The organism is Actinoplanes sp. NPDC051343 (genome assembly GCF_044455125.1).
In the GTDB taxonomy this organism is placed as follows: Bacteria; Actinomycetota; Actinomycetes; order Mycobacteriales; family Micromonosporaceae; genus Actinoplanes.
Map to the genome: position 1 here is coordinate 227,031 of NZ_JBITEL010000015.1, position 20,094 is coordinate 247,124.

Genomic DNA, 20,094 nt, shown 5'->3' on the forward strand with positions numbered 1-20,094 from the left:
GATGTAACGATGCGGGTATGACCTCACCGGCGCCCGGCGCACCGAACTGGGTGGATCTGGCCACGGCCGATCCGGACGGCGCAAAAGAGTTCTACACCCGCTTGTTCGGCTGGACCACCGATGTCTCGGACCGTTATACGACCTTTCTGCTGAACGGGCTTCCGGTGGCCGGCGCCGGCCCTCTCGCCGCGGAAAGCCAGCCGACCGCCTGGAGCACTTACCTGGCCACCGACGACGCCGATGCGGTGGCCCGGCGGGTGGCCGACGCGGGCGGCAAGGTGCTGGTGGCGCCCTTCGACGTGATGGAGCAGGGCCGGTTGGCGGCCTTTCTCGATCCGAGCGGGGCGCCGTTCAGCGTGTGGCAGGCGGGAACGGTCGGCGGGGCCGCCATTTTCGACGTTCCGGGCGCTCTGACATGGAATGAGCTGAACACCCGGGACATCGAAGGATCGGCCATTTTCTACGCATCGGTGTTCGGTTGGACATTTCGGAGAAGTTCGATGGACGGACGGCCCTATGTGGTTGCCGAATTGAACGGAACCGCGATCGCCGGGATACAGCCGATGGTGGGTGACCAATGGGGCGATCTGCCGCCACATTGGATGGTTTATTTCGCGGTGCACGATTGCGACCGCGCGGTCGCCACCGTTTCGGGTCTCGGCGGCACGGTCCTTCAGCCGCCCCACAGCATCGCGATCGGGCGGTACGCGATGGTGGCCGACCCGTCCGGCGGCGTCTTCTCGCTTCTGGCCGGCAACCCCGGCTGAGCCTCTGGCCGGCAACGTCGGCTGAGCTTCTAGCCGGCAACGTCGGCTGAGCTTCTAAGCGCGTAGTCAAAAGTGCGGTACGTAACTGGTGACGGGCTAACCACGAACACGCTCAGCGAGAGGGACATACCAACGTAAAGGCCCCGCCGTGGGTTCGGATCAAGTTTCCACACAAGAACCCGAACCACGACGAGGTCACCGTCAGTATGCGCCCCGCGCACGTCTACGCCAGCATGTCCGCGCAGCAACACACCGAACTGATTACCGCCCTGCACGGCCCCTGGCGCAATGCCACCCGGATCATGATGGTCGTGCTGTCCGCCGCCGGTATGTCCGCCAGCGAGATCGCCGAACTGCTGCACTACGACCCGAAAACGGTTCGGGCCTGGATCGCCCGCCACCACGCCGAAGGCCTATCCGGCCTGCCCGACCGGCCCCGCTCCGGACGACCCCGCAAAGGCAGCCAGCGGCTCGGGCAACGCATCCACACTCTGCTGCAGACACCCCGATCCTGGACCACCACCCGCATCTGGAAGACCCTCGGCCGACCCCAACTGAGCATGTCCACGATGCGCCGCCGCATCCGTGACCAAGCCCGCTGGACCAGACCCCGCCTGATCGCCAAAAGCGACCCGGACCGCGACAGCATCTGCGCCGACATCCGCAGCCGGATCGCCGCCCTGCCCCACGGCTCGGTCGTGCTCGCCGAAGACGAAACCCACCTCGACCTCCTCGCCCGCGTCCGCGCCTGCTGGATGCCCACCGGCCTACGCCACCGCATCCTGACCCCCGGCACGAACGTGCGCCGGACGGTGCACGGCGCGGTCAACCTGGTCACCGGCGCCGTGCACCACCACGTCAGCGTCAAGAACGTCTCCGTCGTGTTCTGCTACTTCCTGCAGCAACTACTCGACGCCTACCCGAGCGCCCCGACCATCGCCGTGATCTGCGACAACGGCAGCACCCACCACTCCAAAATCACGCAACGCTGGCTCGCCGAAAACCCCCGCATCCAGGTCATCGAAGGCGCGAAATACAGCCCACAAGACAACCCGTCGAACGGATCTGGGCCGCGATGAAACGACACCTCGCGAACACCGCAACAGCCACCATCGTCGACCGGGTCCATCAAGCCCACACGTTCTTCCAACACCGCACCGACACCCACAACCTGACCACCACAGCGCCCTGGACCTCACCCTGGCTACCCCACAGTTACGGGAAGGAGTTCTGGCCAGGGGCTTAGCCGGCCACGCCGGCTAAGACCGCGCGGCCGCAGCCAGGGTCCGTACGAGGTCGACCGTGCGCGGACCCCAGGTCGAGGCGATGTCCTCGTCGAGCGAATAGACCCGGCCGGTACGGACCGCAGTGATCGTCTTCCAGCCGCGGCGGGCGGCGACCGTACCGGCGCTCTGCCGGCAGCAGGTGCCGTCGGCCAGGAAAATCGTGTCCGGGTTCGACCTGATCACTGCCTGTGGAGAGAGCTGGGGATAACTTCCGGCGCGGGGCCCGGCGTGATCGGCGACGCTGGTCAGGCCGAGCATCTTGAAGATCGACCCGATGAAGGTTCGCGAGGTGACCGTGTAAAGCGTCGGGTCGAGTTCGTAGAAGTAGGTGAGCGGCCTCGCCCGGGGCAGTACGCCCTCGGCGACCTGGGCGATCTGCCCGGCCATCCGCCGGTGCAGGGCCTCGGCCTCGGGTTCGTGGCCGGTCAGTGTGCCGAGCTGACCGATCTGCCGGTAGGTGTCGGCCAGCGTCGCCGCCGGGGGCGTCAGCAGCACCGGAATCTTGAGCCGGCCGAGAAGGACGGAGGCCGGTCCGAAGTCATCGGCGATCACGACGAGGTCGGGGTGCATGGCGGCGATCGCCGTGACGTCGGGCGCGAGCCCGGACAGGCCGGTCTTCGGCGCGTCGGTCGGGTAATTCGAGTTGTCGTCGACCGCGACGACCTGGCGACCGGCGTCGATCGCGAAGAGCATCTCGGTTGCCGACGGCACCAGCGAGACGACGCGTTCGGGACGCCGGTCCAGCGTCAGTTTGCCGACCGTGACCGGGTAGCCGAACGTGCTGAGGTCGGGTGCGGTGGCGGCCGGAACGCCGCCGTTCTCCGCGCATCCGGCTCCGGTCAGAAGGGTCGCGACCATCGCCGAGGCAAGCAAAGCACGTCTCATGGGCTAGAGACGCTAGCCCAAAACCCGACAAAAGCCTCTTATTGCGCGCCCTACTTCTCGTCGCCCGCGGCGGCCGGGCGATGGTCGTCCGGCGGACCGGCCTTGACCGCGTCGACGGCCGCGGAGGCCGAGGCAGCCGAGGCCTTCGCCGCGTTGGCGGCGCCCTTCGCCCGGTCCTTGCTGTCGGCGATCGTGTCCGCCTCGTCCTCGTCCTCGTCGTTCCAGCGAGCGGCGCTCGCCGCGGCGACCCGGTCACCGGCCGCGACGGCCTCTTCGTCACCGGCCAGGGCGGCGCGCAGCCGCTCCTTCTCGGCGTTGCGCTTGGACGCCGCCGAACTGAGCTGCTCGCCCATCTGGTCACGCCACCTGCGCAGCAGGAACAGCGCCAGCACGGCCGAGACGAGCAGCGCGACCATCGCCTTGACCAGAATGTTGAGCGGGGTCGGCAGGAGCAGAAGGAAGCACAGCAGGAACAGGCCCAGCCGCCCGTAGCTGTATTTGAAGGCGGGACTCATCTCTATCTTCTCTCTAGCCCGCGCGGTGACTCAGCCACCGCAGACCGTAGAACCAGATCAGGGAGTAGACCACCGCGAGGACGGCCGCCCCGACGAACCCGCTGACCAGCCGCGGAAAGTCGATCGCGGCGAGGCCGGCGAAGCTCAGCCCGGCGGCCACCCCGAAGCCGGCCGCCAGCACGGCGACCACGACACGATTGGCGCCGAACTTCTCGGCCCGGAACTCCTCGACGAAGAGCCATACCGGCAGGATCGCCGCCAGCCAGCCGCTGGTGTCGCCGAAATGCGAAATCCGGGTCACCGAGAGGATCGCTTCGAGAACCAGCACCAGCACCACGCCGGTCACCAGGCCGGCCAGGCAGGTGCCCACCAGGTCACCGAAGGTGGCCAAGCGTCCGTTCGGGTCGCGGCGCGGACGCCGCTCGCTCTTAGCGTCGGTCATGGCAACCCGAGGGTACGCCGTCCCTTTCGCCCGTCTGGTTCATGCCCACACCTGCTGAGGCTCGCTGCGGCGATCGGTGAAACTGGGTGCCGCGTCGTACGCACGGACGACCTCGTATTGCGTGTTGCGCTCGACCGGACGGAAGCCCGCATCCCAGATCAGGTCGAGCAGGTCGTCGCGCTGCAGGGTGTCGTTCGAGCCGTCGAACTCGTCGGCACCGAAGTTGAGCGCGAGTTGAGCGACCGACCGGTCGTGCGTCCCCGTGGAGCTCTGGATGTGAGGCACGTTGTCGAACATCAGTCGCGCCACGGCGAAGGTCTTGAGCGTCTCGGCCGGTGCCGCCGCGCGACCTTCGGCCGACTCGCGGAGCGGGATGAAGACCGCAAAACCGCCCGTCTCGTCCTGCAGTTCGCGAAGCCGCACAATCGGGTCGACCCGCGCCTCGCCGGGCCGGTAGAGCACCGACGCCGGCGTCTTCATGCCCTTCCCGTGAGCCAGCCGGTGGATGCGCGACCAGTCCTCCCAGCCCGCGCCGGCGATCTCGGCGCCGTCGCCGGCCAGCGACTCGAGCCCGGCGCTCATCAGCTCGTCGAGGACCTCGCCGGCCGGCAATCCGCTGATCTTCTCGAGCTCGCGGATGTCGCTCGCGCTGAAGCCCCGAAAACCTACGCCGGGCAGCGCCGCCCCGAGCGCGCGGAGCGTCTCGGGATAGGAGTGCCAGGAGCGGCCCGAGTGCACGGCGTTGACGATGTGCACCTCGGTTACCTGATCGTCCTTTGTCTCCTCGGCCCCGGCTGTCGCTTCGGCCCGGCCCGCGACGTCGTCCGCGTTCGCCAGGTCCAGCCGCCGGTTTACGGCGAACAGCGTCCGGTCGCCGCCGATCTCCGTACGCTTGTGGTGGGCGAGGCGCCCGAGCCAGGCCAGATCGTCGCTCTCCTGAAGGGTGATGCCGTCGGAGCGGGTGAGCCGCTCACCGGCATAGACCTTGGCCTCGAGCTCACGCTTCAACCCGGCATCCATACGACGACCCCTTCCTGATGCTCGCCGTCGAGGGTACGGCCCGCCCCTGACACAACCTCGGCGACCGGCTCCGAGGCGAGATGTCTCACCCGGCGGTTCCCTCGATTCCCAGCCTTCTTTCACCTCGGATCAATCGACAGCGATGTCAGGCTTGGGGTAAGTCTGTAGGGGGACAAGAAGGGACGGGCCTCACCCGTCCCGGACGGGGAGCTCATGCCGACTGCACAGCACGCACACCGTCGGGCACGCTCAGGGCACGCCTGGTGGCGACCCGCGGCGTATTCCGCGGCGGCTGCCGCTGCCGTTGCCGCCCTGTTCAACCCGCTGCCCGCGCTTGCCGATCCGGCCGCCGGCCAGGGCGGCATTCCCGGCTCGGTGCCCGACTCCGGCTCGCGACCGATCCCGGCCGGCGCCCTCGTGCTGCCTGGCCAGTCGTCAGTCACGACGACGACGCCGATCACCACCCCGGCGCTCTCCGGCTCGACCAACCCGATCCTGCAAAAAATCCAGAAGGGCCGCGACCACATCTCGACCCTCGGCGATCAGCTGATCGAGATCGGGCAGAACCGCGACGGAGCCAAGACTCAGCTGGCCGCGGCCCGAGAGCAGGCCGACCAGGCCGTGAACGACCTGCGCAACGCACAGTCGGCCTACAACAGCGCGGCCGCACAGGATGTGCTCGAGGCCGCCGCGATGCCGCCGGGTGCCGTCGACTCCGGCCTGCTCGGGCTCGACGATCTCGCTCACCTCCAGCGGGGACAGCAGACCTCGACCACGACGGCCTACAGCCAGCTCGAGCAGGCGCAGATCACCGCACAGATCGCTCTCGACCTGCAGTCCGAGGCCGAAGCGAGTTACTCCAAGTTCGACACCAGCTACACCAAGCTCAACGCCCAGATCATCAAGCTGCAGGCGGCACAGCAAAAACTCGAGAACGCCAACCAGCCCCTGCTCAGCGCCGCCGAGGCCAGCCAGGCGGCGGCCGACAGCCAGCTGGGCTCGCAGATCCTGGCCGGCTCCGAGGCCGGTCGCGGCGCCGACCCCCGCGCGGTCCAGGCCCTCGAGTTCGCCCTGTCCCAGCGCGGCAAGCCGTACGTCTGGTCGACCGAGGGTCCGAGCACGTACGACTGCTCCGGCCTGATGTACCGCGCCTACCACAACGTCGGCTTCCCCCTGGTGCGCGTCTCCCGCGATCAGTACTGGCAGACCCGCAACAAGGTCGTCGACCGTTACTCGCTGCTCCCCGGCGACCTGCTGTTCTTCAGCTACACCAACAGCTGGACGGGCATTCACCACGTCGCGATGTACGCCGGCGACGGCATGATGGTCGAGGCGCCGCGCACCGGTCTCAACGTGCGGCTGGTCCCGGTCCGCTGGAGCGAACTGTTCCAGGCGACCCGCGTCTTCGGCTCGGTCGAGGGCGGCGGGCAGGGCCCCGACCTGGGCAGCCCCGACCCGCAGCCGACCGAGACCACGCCCGCCCACACCGGCAAGCCGTCGACCAAGCCGCCGACCAGCCCGTCGAGCAAGCCCCCGACGAGCCCGTCGAGCAAGCCGCCCACCAGCCCGTCGAGCAAGCCCCCGACGAGCCCGTCGAGCAAGCCGCCCACCAGCCCGTCAAGCAAGCCCCCGACCAGCCCGTCACCGACCGGCGACCCGTCGCCGACCACCAACCCGCCGACCGGGGGCAACTCCACCAGCCCGTCCTCATCGGGCAGTGGCACGACCTCGCCCTCGGGCGGCGACGCGACCAAGACGACCGAGGCGACCAAGACGACCGCGACCTCGAAGTCCGCCTCCACCTCGAAGTCCGCCTCGACCTCGTCGTCGTCCTCCGCCGGGACGAAGTAATCGGCATATAGCGGGCAGCACCGGCCGCCCGAGCGGTCCGGTTGATGCCAGGTGCGCTGACGAGCACGGATGTGGCACGGTTAAGGGCAGCGCCCGACGTCCGAACCCGTCGGCACGCGACGGCTGGAGGATGCATGGACGAGCGGCAGGCGACACCGGACGGCGACCGCGGCTCTGAGCCGCGCGCTGCGCGGCCGCCCGCGAGCACGGAGCAGGAGGGCTACGCTCCCCCGCCGCCGCCCGCTCCCGGTGCTCTCTGGGCTACGCCCGCCTCGTCACCCGACGACGAGGGCAAGCCCGCCAACGCACCGACCAGCGGAGTGAGCGGCCGCGCGACCGTGCCCGGAGCCTCGACCCCGGCAAGCGGCCCAGCCAGCGGCTCAGCGTCCGCGAGCGGCTCAGCGTCAGCGAGCGGCTCAGCGTCAGCGAGCGGCTCAGCCTCGGTCAAGCCGACCCCGCCCGGCTCGGCGAGCGGCTCAGCCCGCGTACGCCCGGCCGGTTCCGCAGGCTCATCCGCGTCGGTGCCGCCCGCCAACACTCCAGCGTCCGGCCCGGTGCCGCCCGCCAACGGTTCGGCCTCGGCGCCGCCGACCGGCTCCAACAGCGGTTCGGCCTCGGTCTCGTCCGGACGCGCCAGCGGATCGGCCCGACCGGTCAGCCCGGGCGGTTCCGGCCTGGTGCCCGAGCGCGTCGACGGCTCCTCCCGCCCGATCTCAGCCATGCCCGGCGCCCACGCCGCCCGCGCCACCGTGCCGGTCTCCGGCCCCGGTCCCGCGCCGGCCGCAAACTCCGCCGCCGCAAGCCGGGCATCCGCAAACTCAGCCGCCGCAAACTCGGCATCCGGGGGTTCGGCAACCGGAAGCCCGACGGCAAGCGGCTCAGCCAAGGTGAGCGGGTCGGCCCGCGTCCAGCCGGCCAGTGATCAAGCACAGTCCGACAGATCGGGCACCAAGAGCGACGCCTACCAGTCCGGCGCGCCCAGAAGCGACAGCAAGGGCGACGGCTTCGACGCGTTCAAGCCCAAGAGCAGCGACGACGGCTTCAACCCCTTCGGGCCGAGTTCGAAGTCGGCCGACGAGAGCTCCGACGCGACTCAGGTGGGCAGCGGCAAGTTCGATCCGTTCGCCCCCAATCCGGCCCGGGCGTCGAGCGACAACCTGAGCTACTCCGATGCGGGCGACGCCATGCGGCCGACCGCTACCGGACCGGAGCAGGCCGACCCCACGCCGTCCGATCCCGAGCCGTCCGACCCCACGCCGAACGACCCGCGGCCCGGCGACCCGCGGCCCGGCGACCCGCGGCCCCGCGACCCGCAGCCCCGCGACCCGCAGCCGGGCGGCCCACGGCCAGGTGAGCCGGAGCCGTCCGAGCCGGAGCCGGGCCGTCCCGATCCCAGCCGCCCGGAGCCGGGTCACCCGGACCCCGAGCGACCCGACCCGAGTCGGCCCGAACCCGGCGGCCCCGAACCGGTCCAGCCCCCCAACCCGTTCCCGGCCCCCGAGCCGCCAGGTCCCTTTCCCGCCCCGCAGCCGGGCCCGTTCCCGACTCCGCAGCCGGGCCGCCCCCCGGTCACGCCGCCCCCCGGCCCGACCCCGACCCCGAGCCCGGTTCCCCCAGGCCCCGGTCCCAGCCCCGTGCCACCGGGTCCCGGCCCCGACCCGGTTCCGCCCGGCCCGGGCCCCAGCCCCGTACCCCCGGGCCCCGGCCCGGCTCCGGTTCCACCAGGCCCCGGCCCGAGCCCGGTTCCTTCGCCCCCGGGCCCCGGCCCCGTGCCCGGCCCGCCGCCGGTCTTCCCGCCGCCGATGATGTCGTCCGGCCTCCCGTCCTACACGGTGCCGCCGTCGACCGGAAAGTCCTCGGCGACCCGTCCGCAGCCGCCGGCCACTCCGCCGTTCAGCTCGGGCTCGCCCGCGTCGGCGACCCAACCGTTCGGCGCGGCTTCCCGGCCGCCGGCCGGCCCGTCGTTCAGCTCCGACTCGTCGGCGCCTGAGACCCAGCCGTTCGACGCCCAGGCACCCGCGACCCAACCGTTCGACGCCCAGGCACCCGCGACCCAACCGTTCGACGCCCAGCCCTTCGACGCCCAGCCGTTTGCAACCCAGCCGATTGCTAGCCAACCGTTCGCGACCCAGTCGTACGGCTCCGGCTCGCAGGGGTCCTCCCCCGAGGAAGCCCCGCACCCCTACCGCGATGCCACCGGGCACCCGTACGGGGTCGGTGGCGCGGCCGCGACCCGCGATCCGTTCGGTGGTTTTTCCTCGCCGAGCGCCCAGCGCGGGGCCCCGTCCGACACGTACGGTTCGTCCGTTCCGCAGCAGCGGGGCGACGCTCCCGGGCTCGGCAGTGACGGATATCCGTCGCCCGACGCCACCATGCCGGTGCCGACCGGCTTCCCGTCGGCCGACATGACCATGCCGGTCTACAACTACGGCTCGATCGACTCGACCATGCCCGTGTCCACCAATCCGGTGGAGACCTCGGGCTCGTTGACCGGTCACATCCTGGCTCAGGGCTGGCACGACGAGGCCACCGACCGGCGCCGCAGCAACGTCAAGGTCGCCATCGCGATGCTGGTCGTGCTGGGTCTGCTGGTGACCGTGAGCCTGGTGTTCCTGTTTACCGCCGGCGACGCTTTCAGCAACATGGTGAAGGGCGTGTTCAAATAGGCGACTTTGCGCTACGGCCCGGCCGCCCTACACTTGTCGGGTCCCGGGGCGTGGGGTGAGCCTGCCCACTACGCACGTGGAATGCGGTCGGCGCTCTCAGCGTTGCGCCGTACACTTATGACAGTTATTGACGCGGCGCGCTCCCTGAGGTGCGCCACGGGCGTTCTTGCGGGCATTTCAGCGGCCGATTCTCGACGAGCCGCGGCGGGCCATTCGCGAGCATGCGCCCCCGTAGAGAGGTTCTCTTGACCACTTTCGCTGATCCCAGCACGTTCCCGTCCGTCTTCGAAACCCCCGGCACCGACCAGGACGTCCCCGAGACGACCGACACTGCCGTGGCGCCCGCCGCCGAGGCGGCTCCGGTGAAGAGCTTCGCCGAGCTGGGCGTCCCCGCCGAGCTGGTGCGCGTGCTCAACCGGGAGGGCATCACCACTCCGTTCGAGATCCAGGCCGCGACCATGCCCGACGCGCTGGCCGGCCGTGACGTTCTCGGCCGTGGTCAGACCGGCTCCGGCAAGACGCTGGCTTTCGGTCTGCCTCTGCTGGCCCGCATCGCGGCCAGTGGCCGGGCTCGCCCGCACCACCCCAAGGCGCTCATCATGGTGCCGACCCGTGAGTTGGCCATGCAGGTCAACGACGCGCTCATCCCGCTCGGCCGGTCGGTCGGCGTGTTCCTGAAGACCGCGGTCGGCGGCGTGCCGTACGACCGGCAGATGGACGCGCTGCGCCGCGGCGTCGAGGTGATCGTCGCCACTCCGGGCCGTCTCGGCGACCTGATCGAGCGTGGCGCCTGCAACCTCGACGATGTCGAGATCACGGTGCTCGACGAGGCCGACCAGATGGCTGACATGGGCTTCCTGCCCGAGGTCACCGAGCTGCTGGCCAAGACGCCCGAGCACGCTCAGCGGCTGCTCTTCTCGGCCACTCTCGACGGTGACGTCGACATGCTGGTCAAGCGGTTCATGCACGACCCGGTCACGCATTCGACCGCGCCGGCCGAGGCGAGCGTGTCCACGATGGACCACCACCTGCTGCTGATCCCGCCGCACGACAAGTTCCCGATCACCGCCTCGATCGCCAACCGGGAGGGCAAGACGATCGTCTTCGCCCGCACCCAGATGGGCGTCGACCGGCTGGTCGAGCAGCTGCGTCAGGTCGGCGTCCGGGCCGGTGCCCTGCACGGCGGCAAGACGCAGCGGGTCCGCACCCGCACGCTGGCCGAGTTCAAGGAGGGGCGCACGCCCGTCCTGGTCGCCACCGACGTCGCCGCCCGCGGCATCCACGTCGACGGCATCTCGCTGGTCGTGCACGTCGACCCGCCGAAGGACCCGAAGGACTACCTGCACCGCGCGGGCCGCACGGCCCGGGCCGGTGAGTCCGGTGCCGTCGTCACGCTGGTTCTGCCGAAGCAGCGGCGCACCACGCAGGTGATGATGGGCAAGGCCGGCGTCGCGCCGGCCGAGGTCCGCGTACGCCTCGGGGACGCCACGCTGGCCGAGGTCACCGGCGCCCGTGAGCCGTCGGGTGTCCCGGTGGTGGAGGAGCCGGAGCCCCGTCGCGAGCGTGGCGGTCCGCGTGGCCGTTTCGGCGACCGTCCGCGGGGCGACCGCCCGCAGCGTTCGTTCGGTGACCGTCCGCGACGCAGCTACGACGACCGTCCGCAGCGTTCGTTCGGCGACCGTCCGTCCGGTGCCGGTGCCGGTGCCGGTGCTGGTGCCGGCTCGGCCGACAAGGCGAGCTACTCGGACCGGCCGCGTTCCGACAAGACCGGTTACGCGGCTCGCGGTGAGCGCAATTTCAGCGACCGTGGCGGCCGCAACACCGACCGCACCGGTGGTTTCCGCCGCGAGGGTCAGCGTAACGACCGTCACGACGGTCCGGCGGCTCGTTTCGGTGCACGCCCGGCTCGCACTTACTGATCGCGTACCACCGAAAGCCCGGCCTCTTCGGGGCCGGGCTTTCGTCTGTACGGGGTGACAACGGCGGCCCGGCCCGGTAGAGGTGAATCATGTCGACTCTGCCCGTCTCGCTGTTCTGGCTGCGCAAGGACACCACCGGCACCGAGCATGCCCTGGTGGATGCCCGTCACGGCCTCTACGCCCGCGGCCATCAGCTGGCCGTCGATCCGATTGCCTACACCTGCCGTTACGAGCTGCAGACCGATCCGGCCTGGGCGACCGCCCGGCTGGACGTGTCGGCTGAGGGTGCCGGCTGGGTGCGCAGTGTCCGGCTGGAGCTGGCCGCCGGTCGGTGGCGGGTGACGGCGACCGAGCAGGGTGACCTCGACGCGGCCCTCACAGCCGCCGGACACGCCCGAGCGGGCCTGCCCGGCATGGAGGATCCGGATCTGCTCTACGGAGCCTTCGACGTCGATCTGAGCGGGTCCCCACTGACCAACACGCTGCCGATCCGCCGGCTCGACCTGGCCAAGGCGGAGAACGGCGTGGCGCACCGACTGAGCGTGGCCTGGGTGCTGCTGCCGAGTCTCGAGGTGGTTCAGGCCGACCAGATCTACACGGCCTTGGGCGAGGGCCGGGTGCGTTGCGCCGGCGAGACGTTCAGCGCCGACCTGACCGTCGACGACGACGGTTTCGTGCGCGACTATCCGGGCCTGGCCGGCCTCGTCTGAGCCTAGGGTCAGCCCAGCCCGGGCTGCGGGCGGTTTTCCCATTTGGTGCTCAGCGCGATCGCGGTGCGGGTCGAGGCCACGCCGGGCGTCCGGTTGACCCGCACGATCAGCTGTTCCAGTTCGGCGATCGTGCCGACCCGCACGATCAGCTCGTACGACTCCACGCCGGCCATGAAATAGCAGCTCTCGACCTCGGGCATGGCCCGCAGGGCGGCGAGTACGTCGTCGGTGTCGGCACCGGAGTCCTCGATGATGCCGATCAGTGCGGTGACACCGAGCCCGAGTGCCTCGTGGTCGACCTCGGCCCGGTACCCGCGGATGGTGCCGGCCGCTTCGAGCTTGCCTACCCGTTCGTGCACGGCGGGGGCGGAGAGCCCGACCTGGCGGGCGAGTTCGGCGTACGAGGAGCGGGCGTTCTCCCGTAGCAGATCGATCAGCCGGAGGTCGATGGAGTCCATGGTTGAGACCCTAATCGGGTGGCAGATGGTCACTCACGCCCGGTAGCGACGAATGGGCGGCAGGATAACGATCACTGTCGCAATTAGGGCTTTTTCCGCATTCCAGGGACTCGGTTCCGGGGCAATGCTCTAATGGCTTTACGTCCCGATCGAGCATGCCGACACTCACCGTGATCACGGCCGCTCCAGAAGACCGACGCGAGGAGGGGGTTGTGGACACTGGAGATCGTCTGCTGACACCGGGCGAGGTGGCCGCGTTGTTTCGCGTCGACCCCAAGACGGTCACGCGCTGGGCAGCCGCCGGGCGCATCGGCAGCATCCGCACTCCGGGTGGCCACCGCCGGTTTCGCGAGTCCGAGGTGCGCGCATTGCTTGAGGGCGACGGCGTGGTCGAGGAAATGCGCGAGGACGACGCGGCTAATCGGCCCCGCAATACGGGTCCGGCAAATCCCGGTGGTGGTTACGGTCCGCCGAATGGCTTGCGCTTCACCGCGGGTCCCGAGCACCGTACGCATTATCCGCGCTGAGCATTCAGCTCACCCTTCCAACGCGTGAACAGGGTGTGGGGTACGCCCAGAGCGTCGAGCACTTTTCCGGCTACGAAGTCGATGAGTTGCTGGGCGGTCGCCTGGGCCCCGGCACCGTAGAAGCCGGGGCTGGCCGGCAGCACCACGGCACCCGCGTCATGCAACGCGATGAGGTGCTCGAGGTGGCTGCGGGTGACCGGGGTCTCCCGGGGAACGATCACTGTGCGTCGTCGTTCCTTGAGGTTGACCTCGGCCGCCCGCTGGAGCAGGTCCTTGGACAGGCCGATCGCTATTCCGGCGCAGGCGGCCGTGCTGGCCGGCACGACCACCATTCCCCGGGCCGGGTAGGACCCGCTGCTCGGTCCGGCCGCCAGGTCGCCGGCCGGCCAGTAGGTCAGGTCGGCGTCGGCCGGGTCGCGGCCCAGCCAGGCGCCGACATCGTCCTTCCAGCGGGCGTCCCGCAGCGTTGACCCGGTCTCGTCGAGCAGGGTCAGCCGGGCGGCCTTGGAGACGACCAGGTCGACGGCCTCGCCGGCGTCCAGGAGTCCGATGAGCACGGCCTTGGCGTACGGCGTGCCCGACGCCCCGGAGACGCCGACGATCCACGGTTCACGCATGTCTCCCAGTGTCCGTCACCCGGGCACCCGGGCCGACGCCGGAAACGCCCGACCTGCCTCCCACCACGTGGTCAGGTCGTAGAGCGCGGCCAGGCGGGTGCTGGTCAGCGCGGCGCTCAGCGGCCCGGTCGAGTAGTCGGTCCAGGTGGCGCTGAGCACGTACTCACCGTCCCGGCCCAGGTCGACGAGCCGGTAGCAGGTCAGCGCGGCGCTGCCGCCGGCCGGCGGACAGGTGACGCCGCGCTGGTTGAGGTGCGGGTAGGACGGCGTCCAGCGGGCGAGGTCGAGCCGGAATCCGAGGATCGAGTTGTCGCCGACCCGGTCGGGCTGGGCGGCCATCGCCTTGGCGGCCGAGGCGAGCAGGAAGGTGGCGCCCGAGGTCGCGTCGTGGCCGGGCCCACTGGGGGTGCCGTACGCCTCGACCAGCATGTAGTTGGCCGGTAGACGTTCGGTGGCGAAGCCGATGAGGACCGGGCGGGTCGCGCCGAGGCGGAACGCGGCGGCGACCTGGTACATCTGCTCGCGGTTCATCGCCGAGTTGCGGGCGGTCAGAACCGCGTACCGGCCGGTCGCGTACTGCCACCACAGGTCGGTGCCGCTGTAGAAGGCCGGCCGGCCGTCGATCGGGTCGGCCGCGGTGGTCGACCGGTCACGGAAGTGCGCACTCGGGTCGGTGCCGGGGTGGAAGACGCGCAGGGTCGCGGCGTCCGTCGATGCGTTCAGCGCGCGTACGACCGCGGTGTCGCTGCCCAGGTCGGCTTCCGCCGGGTCGTCGACCCGGAAGCCGGCCGCCACGTAGCCGCGGAAGGTGAAGTTGAGCGTCCCCGGGCCGGTCGCCGGGGGTGTCTCCCCGACGACCGGCCGCGGGTCCGGGGCGGCCGGGTGGGTCACGATCGCCGGCACCCCGATCGCGGCGGCCACCGCCGCCGCGGCCGCGATCGCCCACCCGGCGCGGTGTTGCCGGCGCAGACGGCGGCCGGCGGCTACCGCTTCCTCCACCCCGTAGCGGGGCGGGGGAGCCTCTTCTTTCGCGTCCTTCAACAGCTCAAGCAGTTCGGGCTCCATCGCGCCCCTCCGTCCGCTCCTTCAAGATCCGTCTGAGCGCGTCGAGGCCACGCGAGGTGTACGCCTTGACCGTGCCCTCGGGGCAGCGCAGAGCGGCCGCGGTCTCGTGCACGCTGAGCCCTTCGAGGAAACGCAGCACGAGAACCGCCCGCAGCCGTACCGGCAGCCGCCCGAGCGCCGCCCGCAGTTGAAGCCGGTCGTCGACCGCCTCGGTGCCGTCGAAGACCACCACGTCGGGCAACGCGTCACCGTGCGACTGCTCGCGGCGCCACCACGGGCGCCGGGTCTCGTCGATCGCGGCCCGCACCGCCGAGGTACGCGCGTACGCCTCCGGGTTGTCGACCCGGCGCCAGTTGACGTAGAGCTTCGCCAGCGTGGCGAGGACGGCGTCCTCGGCGACCTGCCAGTCCCCGCACGTGAGGTAGGCCAGTCCGCGCAGAGAGTCCATCTGCGCGGCCACGAAATCGCGGAATTCGGCCTCGGCGTCGCTCACGGGGATTAGACGGAAGTCGCCGTCGCCGCGGTTACAACTAATTCACCAGCAGGTCGAGCAGTGCGAAGAGGAACAGGGCGATGCCGACGAAGCCGTTGGCGGTGAAGAAGGCCCGGTTGACCTTGGAGAGATCGTTCGGGGTGACGACCAGGTGCTGGTAGGCGAACGCGGCCGCGGTCAGGGCGAGCCCGACCCACCAGAGCCAGCCGAGGCCCACGAGCTGGCCGAACCAGACGAACAGGGCGAACGTCAGCACGTGGGTCACGGTCGAGATGTGCAACGCGGTGCGTACGCCGAAGCGGGCCGGCGTCGAGTGCACGCCGATCCGGCGGTCGATCTCGACATCCTGGCAGGCGTAGATGATGTCGAAGCCGCCGATCCACAGGCCGACCGCGACGCCGAGCACCCAGGCCGGTCCGGAGCCGTGGAAGCTGCCGGTCATCGCCAGCCAGGCACCGACCGGCGCCACCGCCTGGGCCAGCGCGAGCACGTAGTGCGGGAAGTCGGTGAACCGCTTGGCGTACGGATAGACGACCAGCGGGATCACGGCGAGCGGGAACAGCGCGAGGCAGAGCCAGTTGAGCAGGCCGGCCGCGATCGCCATGACAACCAGCGAGGCCACGGCGCCGGTCCACGCCGTACGCAAACTGACCGCTCCCGTGACCAGCTCGCGGTTCTGGGTCCGGGGGTTGAGCGCATCGATCTTGCGGTCGAGGATGCGGTTGGCCGCCATCGCGAACGTGCGGCCGGACACCATCGCGATCGTGACCAGCAGCAGGTCGATCCAGTGCACGCCGGTGCCGAGCCGGTCGAGCGCGACCAGCGCCGACAGATAGGCGAACGGCAGCGCGAAGATCGAGTGCTCGATCTTGACCAGCTGGAGGAACGACTTGACCCGGCCGGACTTCTCTCCGACTGCGGCGACTGCCGTCATATGCCGTATTCCTTCCAGCGCTTGTCGACCAGACTCGTGATCTCGCTCGACATGACCATCTCTTCGGGCCAGCCTCGGGTGTAGCCCTCGCCCGGCAGCTTACGGGTGGCGTCGATGCCCGCCTTGCCACCCCAGAACTGCTGGTAGGACGAGTGGTCGAGGTGGTCGACCGGGCCCTGGGTGAGCAGCAGGTCGCGGTCGTAGTCGACGTTGCCGAAGGCGCGGAACGCCACCTCGGCGTAGTCGTGGACATCACAGTCCTCGTCGACCACCACGATGAGCTTGGTCAGCGACATCAGGTGGGCGCCCCAGATCGCGTTCATGATCTTTTGCGCGTGCTTGGGGTAGCGCTTGCGGATCGAGACGATCGCGCAGTTGTGGAAGACGCCGGCCGCGGGCAGGTCGTAGTCGACGATGTCGGGGATCAGCATGCGCAGCAGCGGCAGGAAGATGCGCTCGGTCGCCTTGCCGAGGCCGTGGTCCTCCTGCGGCGGCTTCGACGTGATGATCGAGTGGTAGACCGGCCGCTTGCGCATGGTCATGCACTCGATGTGCAGCACCGGGAACGGCTCCACCGGGGTGTAGAAGCCGGTGTGGTCGCCGAACGGCCCCTCCGGCATCCGCTCGCCGGGCTCCAGGTAGCCCTCGAGCACGATCTGGGCGTGGGCCGGCACCTGCAGGGGCACGGTCACGCAGTCGACCATCTCGACCCGCTCGCCGCGTAGGAACCCCGCGAACAGGTATTCGTCGATGTCGGACGGCAGCGGCGCACTCGCGGCATAGCTGACGACCGGGTCGCACCCGATCGCGATCGCCACCGGCAGCCGCTGGCCGAGCCGCTCGGCGACCGCGTGGTGGGCGGTGGAGTCCTTGTGGATCTGCCAGTGCATGCCCAGCGTGTTGCGCGAGTGCTGCTGCAGGCGGTAGAGCCCCAGGTTGCGCTTGCCGGTCTCCGGGTGCTTGGTGTGGGTCAGCCCGAAGTTGTGGAAGATGCCGCCGTCGCCCGGCCAGACCTGCAGCCCCGGCAGCCGGTCGAGGTCGACCTGGTCGCCCTTGAGCACCACCTCCTGGCAGGGTGCGGTCTTCACCTTCCTGGGCGGCACCGACTTGAGCTGCAGCACCTTGCCGATGCCCTCGCGGATGCCCGACCAGCCGACCGGCAGCTCCGGCTTGAGCAGGGCGCCGATGCGGTCGCCGACCTCGTCGAGCGAGTCGACGCCGAGGGCCATCGCCATGCGCTTCTCGGTGCTGAACAGGTTGATCGCGACCGGCATGTCACCCCGGGTCGGGCGCTCGAAAAGCAGGGCCGGCCCGCCGGACCGGACGGTCCGCGTGACGACCTCGCTGATCTCCAGCGTCGGGTCCACCGGGACGGTGACCCGGCGCAGCTCACCCGCCTTTTCCAGGGCGTCGAGGAAGCTTTGCAGATCGTCGTGGGGAAACCCGCGTGGCGCCATACATCCAGTGTTCCCCACCGGTACGGCCGACCCCACGAGGGGTCGATCACCATAACCCCCCATGTCCGATTTGCGTTGACTGGGGGACTGTCCCGCCCGGCCCAGCGAGGTGACTGTGAAGCTCCGGAACGTGGCGCACTGGACCGCGCCGGGCGTGCTGATCGCCGCGCTGCTGATCGCCGGCCCTCGATCGGCGGCGGTCGTCGGAGGGGAGGCGGCGGTCCGGGGCAGGACACTCCCGGCATGCGCACCCGGACGCGCCTCGACCCACTCGCCGACGGTTCCGGCCGGCCCGGACAGCCCCGGAGCCTGCCGCGCCAACGGCCCGATCCTCGAGTCGGCGGTGCGGCTCACCCAGCCGTTCCAGGCCGGCTTCACCCCGGCCGGCTATCACCACCTGGGCGCCAACACCGGCGGCGAGTGGAGCGGCGTCTCCGGGCGCATCTCGGTGGTCAACGGGTCGGTGCGGTCCCGGTCGTACGACTTCGTGGCCAGCCGGTTCATGGCCAAGCGGGACCTGGGCGGCGGCAACATCGCCTGGCTGGAAGCCGGATGGGCGGAGACCGGCTGGGCCGGGATCGGTGCCCCGCACGTCTACACGTTCAACACCAACACCAAGACCTGGCAGTTCTACAACCAGTACGACATCAAGCCGGGCGACCGGCTCTGGATCGACGTCCACAGCGACACCGACGGGGTGTGGGGCGCCTGGCTGTGGTGGAGCAACCGATGGAACCTGCTGACCGCCCAGAAGCTGCCGATCGGCTCCAGCGCGTACGTCGAGCAGTACGTCGAGGTGCACGTCGACGACAGCCGCCCGACCCGGGTCGACGTGCCCACGGTGACGGTCGACAACGTCCAGCTCAAGCCGGTCGGCGGCGGTCCGCAGCGCTACTGGCGCAACGACGTGCCGACGCTGACCGGCACCGGGCCGGGCCAGCAGCAGCGCTCGGGCGGATTCTGCCTCAACTGGATCAACCCGTACGACACGTGGACGGCCGGCGACTGCAACGACGACGACGGTGGCGGCCTGCTGTTCACCAAGCCGGCGCCTCTGCCGGCGGGCGAGGCCGAGGTGGTGCCGCCGTCGGCCCCCGCGAGCAGCCCCGCCCCGAACAACCCCGCCCCGATCAACCCGGCCCCGATCAACCCGGCCCGGACCAACCCCGCCCCGATCAACGCGGCCCCTGCTGCGTCGGCGAGCCCGGCATCCGCGGCGCCGAGCCGGGCGCCGACAACCGCCCCGGCACCGGTGCGGCCGCGGCGGCCGGGCTTGCTCGGCAGCCTGCTGGGCCGCTGACGTCGCGAGATCGCCGAAGGGACTGCCGAGCTTCAGAAGACCGGCACCGGCGCCGGGAAGGGCTGCCGGAACGTGAAGGCGTCCGGGGTCGGCCCGTCGGCCCACAGACGGCCGAGCCGGGAGATGCCCGCACGCAGGCTCGGCCGCTGACCGGCCGGAATCCACCACATCACCAGGGCGTCCCGATGTCCGTGCGGGATGAACCACTCGCGGCGGCGGCGCAGGTAGTCGAGATGGGCGCTCTGGTAGGCGAACGCCCGGAGGTGCTCGACCGACTCCCAGACCGAGAGCGTGAAGATCGTGCGGGGGTCGGCGGGCAGCGCGATCGTGCCGTCACGGGACTCGCCGGCGAGCCGCCAGACGAAGCCGGGCGACCGGTCGGCCAGATCGTTCATCAGCGCGACACCGTCCAGAAAATCGGACATCGCCGGGTCGTCGAGCGGCGCCGACAGGCGGGCGTTGTTCATCTGGGCCAGGTGAAAAGCGCTCATACAGGCCAGCACATCAGGCGCTCGCTCTAATGTCAATCAGAATCATTTTTAGAAAGGGTGACGCAGCAGCGCCCCGGAACGGCATCCATCCGGGCGGTCCACTCGCTGTCCGCCAACAGCCCGGTGACCAACGCCAGGTTCATCCCGCAGATCACCGGCGGGAACTGCTCGGCCAGCCGATGGAACGGACAGTTGCGCAGCTTGATCCGCTCCGGGCCGTCCGGCGCCGGAGCATAACCATGCTCGGCCAGCAATTCGGTGACCTCGGACGGCGCCTCGGATCGCCGGCCATGCCGTTGCGCGACCTCGTACAGCACATTTTCGGCGCCCGCCTGCTCCAGCGCCTCGGCGAGCAGTTCGGCCGCGGTGCGATAGGCCCGCGGCGGCACGCTGACCGCGTGCTCCGCCGCGGCCACCCGATAGAGCTTGGCCGGACGTCCGGCGCCGGGTCCGGTCTTCCCCGACCTGCGGGCGTACGACGTTTCGAGCAGCCCAGCGGCGACAAGTTTGTCGAGGTGGAACGCGGCCAGCGTGCGGCCGACACCCAGCGCCTCGGCCACCTCGTCCCGCCCGATCGGCGCGGTCGCGTCCGCAACCAGCCGGTACGCCTGCCGCCGCACCCGGTCAGCGAGGCTGGCCAGGGCGTCGAGATCGTCAAGATCTTCGGAGGTCGTCACCGGCCAATCGTATT

At 70.3% G+C, this 20,094-nt stretch carries 20 protein-coding genes and 1 pseudogene; 8 read left to right on the forward strand and 13 right to left on the reverse strand.

The window, feature by feature from the left end; genetic code table 11:
* The first annotated feature begins 17 nt into the window (after positions 1 to 17).
* Entirely contained in the window at positions 18 to 767 is a 750-nt protein-coding gene (locus ACIA5C_RS39430) for a VOC family protein (protein ID WP_396064499.1), read from the forward strand.
* Positions 768 to 973: 206 nt separating this feature from the next.
* Positions 974 to 2,013, forward strand: a pseudogene (locus ACIA5C_RS39435) (IS630 family transposase).
* A gap of 13 nt (positions 2,014 to 2,026) precedes the next feature.
* Here the strand turns inward: ACIA5C_RS39435 and ACIA5C_RS39440 are convergent.
* Genes ACIA5C_RS39440 through ACIA5C_RS39455 form a run of 4 tightly spaced genes read right to left on the reverse strand, consistent with a single transcriptional unit; the run spans position 2,027 to position 4,915 of the window.
* Positions 2,027 to 2,938, reverse strand: a complete 912-nt coding sequence (locus ACIA5C_RS39440; RefSeq protein WP_396064502.1) for an ABC transporter substrate-binding protein — start codon at positions 2,936 to 2,938, stop codon at positions 2,027 to 2,029.
* A gap of 50 nt (positions 2,939 to 2,988) precedes the next feature.
* Positions 2,989 to 3,453, reverse strand: a complete 465-nt coding sequence (locus ACIA5C_RS39445; RefSeq protein WP_396064504.1) for a DUF4229 domain-containing protein — start codon at positions 3,451 to 3,453, stop codon at positions 2,989 to 2,991.
* A 13-nt stretch (positions 3,454 to 3,466) separates the two neighbouring features.
* On the reverse strand, positions 3,467 to 3,895 hold the full coding sequence (locus ACIA5C_RS39450) for a hypothetical protein (RefSeq protein ID WP_396064506.1): 429 nt from the start codon (positions 3,893 to 3,895) through the stop codon (positions 3,467 to 3,469).
* A gap of 39 nt (positions 3,896 to 3,934) precedes the next feature.
* Complete coding sequence (locus ACIA5C_RS39455) at positions 3,935 to 4,915, reverse strand: aminofutalosine synthase MqnE (protein WP_396064508.1); 981 nt, start codon at positions 4,913 to 4,915, stop codon at positions 3,935 to 3,937.
* A gap of 213 nt (positions 4,916 to 5,128) precedes the next feature.
* Here ACIA5C_RS39455 and ACIA5C_RS39460 point away from each other — a divergent pair, with 213 nt between their 5' ends.
* Positions 5,129 to 6,766 (forward strand): NlpC/P60 family protein, encoded by a 1,638-nt coding sequence (locus ACIA5C_RS39460; RefSeq protein ID WP_396064510.1) that lies wholly within the window; start codon positions 5,129 to 5,131, stop codon positions 6,764 to 6,766.
* Positions 6,767 to 6,986: 220 nt separating this feature from the next.
* Here the strand turns inward: ACIA5C_RS39460 and ACIA5C_RS39465 are convergent, their stop codons facing one another.
* Positions 6,987 to 7,487 (reverse strand): hypothetical protein, encoded by a 501-nt coding sequence (locus ACIA5C_RS39465; protein ID WP_396064512.1) that lies wholly within the window; start codon positions 7,485 to 7,487, stop codon positions 6,987 to 6,989.
* 166 nt (positions 7,488 to 7,653) lie between these two features.
* Between ACIA5C_RS39465 and ACIA5C_RS39470 the strand changes: the two genes are divergently transcribed.
* The 3 genes from ACIA5C_RS39470 to ACIA5C_RS39480 all read left to right on the forward strand — a co-directional run bounded on the left by ACIA5C_RS39470 (position 7,654) and on the right by ACIA5C_RS39480 (position 12,061).
* Positions 7,654 to 9,432: a hypothetical protein gene (locus ACIA5C_RS39470; protein ID WP_396064515.1), complete on the forward strand. Its 1,779-nt coding sequence runs from the start codon at positions 7,654 to 7,656 to the stop codon at positions 9,430 to 9,432.
* Between the two features lie 245 nt (positions 9,433 to 9,677).
* On the forward strand, positions 9,678 to 11,351 hold the full coding sequence (locus tag ACIA5C_RS39475) for a DEAD/DEAH box helicase (protein WP_396064518.1): 1,674 nt from the start codon (positions 9,678 to 9,680) through the stop codon (positions 11,349 to 11,351).
* 89 nt (positions 11,352 to 11,440) lie between these two features.
* Positions 11,441 to 12,061 (forward strand): putative glycolipid-binding domain-containing protein, encoded by a 621-nt coding sequence (locus ACIA5C_RS39480; RefSeq protein WP_396064520.1) that lies wholly within the window; start codon positions 11,441 to 11,443, stop codon positions 12,059 to 12,061.
* Positions 12,062 to 12,069: 8 nt separating this feature from the next.
* Here the strand turns inward: ACIA5C_RS39480 and ACIA5C_RS39485 are convergent, their stop codons facing one another.
* Positions 12,070 to 12,519, reverse strand: coding sequence for an Lrp/AsnC family transcriptional regulator (locus tag ACIA5C_RS39485; RefSeq protein ID WP_396064522.1), 450 nt, complete (start codon positions 12,517 to 12,519; stop codon positions 12,070 to 12,072).
* A 212-nt stretch (positions 12,520 to 12,731) separates the two neighbouring features.
* Here ACIA5C_RS39485 and ACIA5C_RS39490 point away from each other — a divergent pair, with 212 nt between their 5' ends.
* The gene (locus ACIA5C_RS39490) at positions 12,732 to 13,046 is read left to right on the forward strand and encodes a BldC family transcriptional regulator (RefSeq protein WP_396064666.1); all 315 of its coding nucleotides are present in this window, start codon (positions 12,732 to 12,734) and stop codon (positions 13,044 to 13,046) included.
* Here the strand turns inward: ACIA5C_RS39490 and ACIA5C_RS39495 are convergent.
* Genes ACIA5C_RS39495 through ACIA5C_RS39515 form a run of 5 tightly spaced genes read right to left on the reverse strand, consistent with a single transcriptional unit; the run spans position 13,034 to position 17,612 of the window.
* Entirely contained in the window at positions 13,034 to 13,663 is a 630-nt protein-coding gene (locus ACIA5C_RS39495) for a UbiX family flavin prenyltransferase (RefSeq protein ID WP_396064524.1), read from the reverse strand. The genes ACIA5C_RS39490 and ACIA5C_RS39495 overlap by 13 nt on opposite strands.
* Positions 13,664 to 13,678: 15 nt before the next feature.
* Complete coding sequence (locus tag ACIA5C_RS39500) at positions 13,679 to 14,728, reverse strand: hypothetical protein (RefSeq protein WP_396064526.1); 1,050 nt, start codon at positions 14,726 to 14,728, stop codon at positions 13,679 to 13,681.
* Positions 14,709 to 15,221, reverse strand: a complete 513-nt coding sequence (locus ACIA5C_RS39505) for a SigE family RNA polymerase sigma factor (protein WP_396064528.1) — start codon at positions 15,219 to 15,221, stop codon at positions 14,709 to 14,711. Before ACIA5C_RS39505 ends, ACIA5C_RS39500 begins: the two co-directional genes overlap by 20 nt.
* Before the next feature lie 37 nt (positions 15,222 to 15,258).
* A complete protein-coding gene (gene mqnP, locus ACIA5C_RS39510) occupies positions 15,259 to 16,155 on the reverse strand; it encodes a menaquinone biosynthesis prenyltransferase MqnP (RefSeq protein WP_396064530.1) in 897 nt (298 codons plus the stop codon).
* Positions 16,152 to 17,612, reverse strand: coding sequence for a menaquinone biosynthesis decarboxylase (locus ACIA5C_RS39515; protein WP_396064532.1), 1,461 nt, complete (start codon positions 17,610 to 17,612; stop codon positions 16,152 to 16,154). The genes mqnP and ACIA5C_RS39515 overlap by 4 nt, the downstream gene beginning before the upstream one ends.
* A gap of 115 nt (positions 17,613 to 17,727) precedes the next feature.
* Here ACIA5C_RS39515 and ACIA5C_RS39520 point away from each other — a divergent pair, with 115 nt between their 5' ends.
* Positions 17,728 to 18,912, forward strand: coding sequence for a hypothetical protein (locus ACIA5C_RS39520; protein WP_396064534.1), 1,185 nt, complete (start codon positions 17,728 to 17,730; stop codon positions 18,910 to 18,912).
* Positions 18,913 to 18,944: 32 nt separating this feature from the next.
* Here the strand turns inward: ACIA5C_RS39520 and ACIA5C_RS39525 are convergent, their stop codons facing one another.
* Entirely contained in the window at positions 18,945 to 19,403 is a 459-nt protein-coding gene (locus tag ACIA5C_RS39525) for a DUF3291 domain-containing protein (RefSeq protein WP_396064536.1), read from the reverse strand.
* Positions 19,404 to 19,435: 32 nt separating this feature from the next.
* Positions 19,436 to 20,080, reverse strand: a complete 645-nt coding sequence (locus ACIA5C_RS39530; protein ID WP_396064538.1) for a helix-turn-helix transcriptional regulator — start codon at positions 20,078 to 20,080, stop codon at positions 19,436 to 19,438.
* Positions 20,081 to 20,094: the final 14 nt, after the last annotated feature.

Excerpts from the sequence above, each read along its gene's own strand:
- ACIA5C_RS39430 (WP_396064499.1), top strand. The coding sequence starts at position 18 with ATGACCTCACCGGCGCCCGGCGCACCGAACTGGGTGGATCTGGCCACG.
- ACIA5C_RS39440 (WP_396064502.1), bottom strand. The coding sequence starts at position 2,938 with ATGAGACGTGCTTTGCTTGCCTCGGCGATGGTCGCGACCCTTCTGACC.
- ACIA5C_RS39445 (WP_396064504.1), bottom strand. The coding sequence starts at position 3,453 with ATGAGTCCCGCCTTCAAATACAGCTACGGGCGGCTGGGCCTGTTCCTG.
- ACIA5C_RS39450 (WP_396064506.1), bottom strand. The coding sequence starts at position 3,895 with ATGACCGACGCTAAGAGCGAGCGGCGTCCGCGCCGCGACCCGAACGGA.
- ACIA5C_RS39455 (WP_396064508.1), bottom strand. The coding sequence starts at position 4,915 with ATGGATGCCGGGTTGAAGCGTGAGCTCGAGGCCAAGGTCTATGCCGGT.
- ACIA5C_RS39460 (WP_396064510.1), top strand. The coding sequence starts at position 5,129 with ATGCCGACTGCACAGCACGCACACCGTCGGGCACGCTCAGGGCACGCC.
- ACIA5C_RS39465 (WP_396064512.1), bottom strand. The coding sequence starts at position 7,487 with ATGGCTGAGATCGGGCGGGAGGAGCCGTCGACGCGCTCGGGCACCAGG.
- ACIA5C_RS39480 (WP_396064520.1), top strand. The coding sequence starts at position 11,441 with ATGTCGACTCTGCCCGTCTCGCTGTTCTGGCTGCGCAAGGACACCACC.
- ACIA5C_RS39485 (WP_396064522.1), bottom strand. The coding sequence starts at position 12,519 with ATGGACTCCATCGACCTCCGGCTGATCGATCTGCTACGGGAGAACGCC.
- ACIA5C_RS39495 (WP_396064524.1), bottom strand. The coding sequence starts at position 13,663 with ATGCGTGAACCGTGGATCGTCGGCGTCTCCGGGGCGTCGGGCACGCCG.
- ACIA5C_RS39500 (WP_396064526.1), bottom strand. The coding sequence starts at position 14,728 with ATGGAGCCCGAACTGCTTGAGCTGTTGAAGGACGCGAAAGAAGAGGCT.
- mqnP (WP_396064530.1), bottom strand. The coding sequence starts at position 16,155 with ATGACGGCAGTCGCCGCAGTCGGAGAGAAGTCCGGCCGGGTCAAGTCG.
- ACIA5C_RS39515 (WP_396064532.1), bottom strand. The coding sequence starts at position 17,612 with ATGGCGCCACGCGGGTTTCCCCACGACGATCTGCAAAGCTTCCTCGAC.
- ACIA5C_RS39525 (WP_396064536.1), bottom strand. The coding sequence starts at position 19,403 with ATGAGCGCTTTTCACCTGGCCCAGATGAACAACGCCCGCCTGTCGGCG.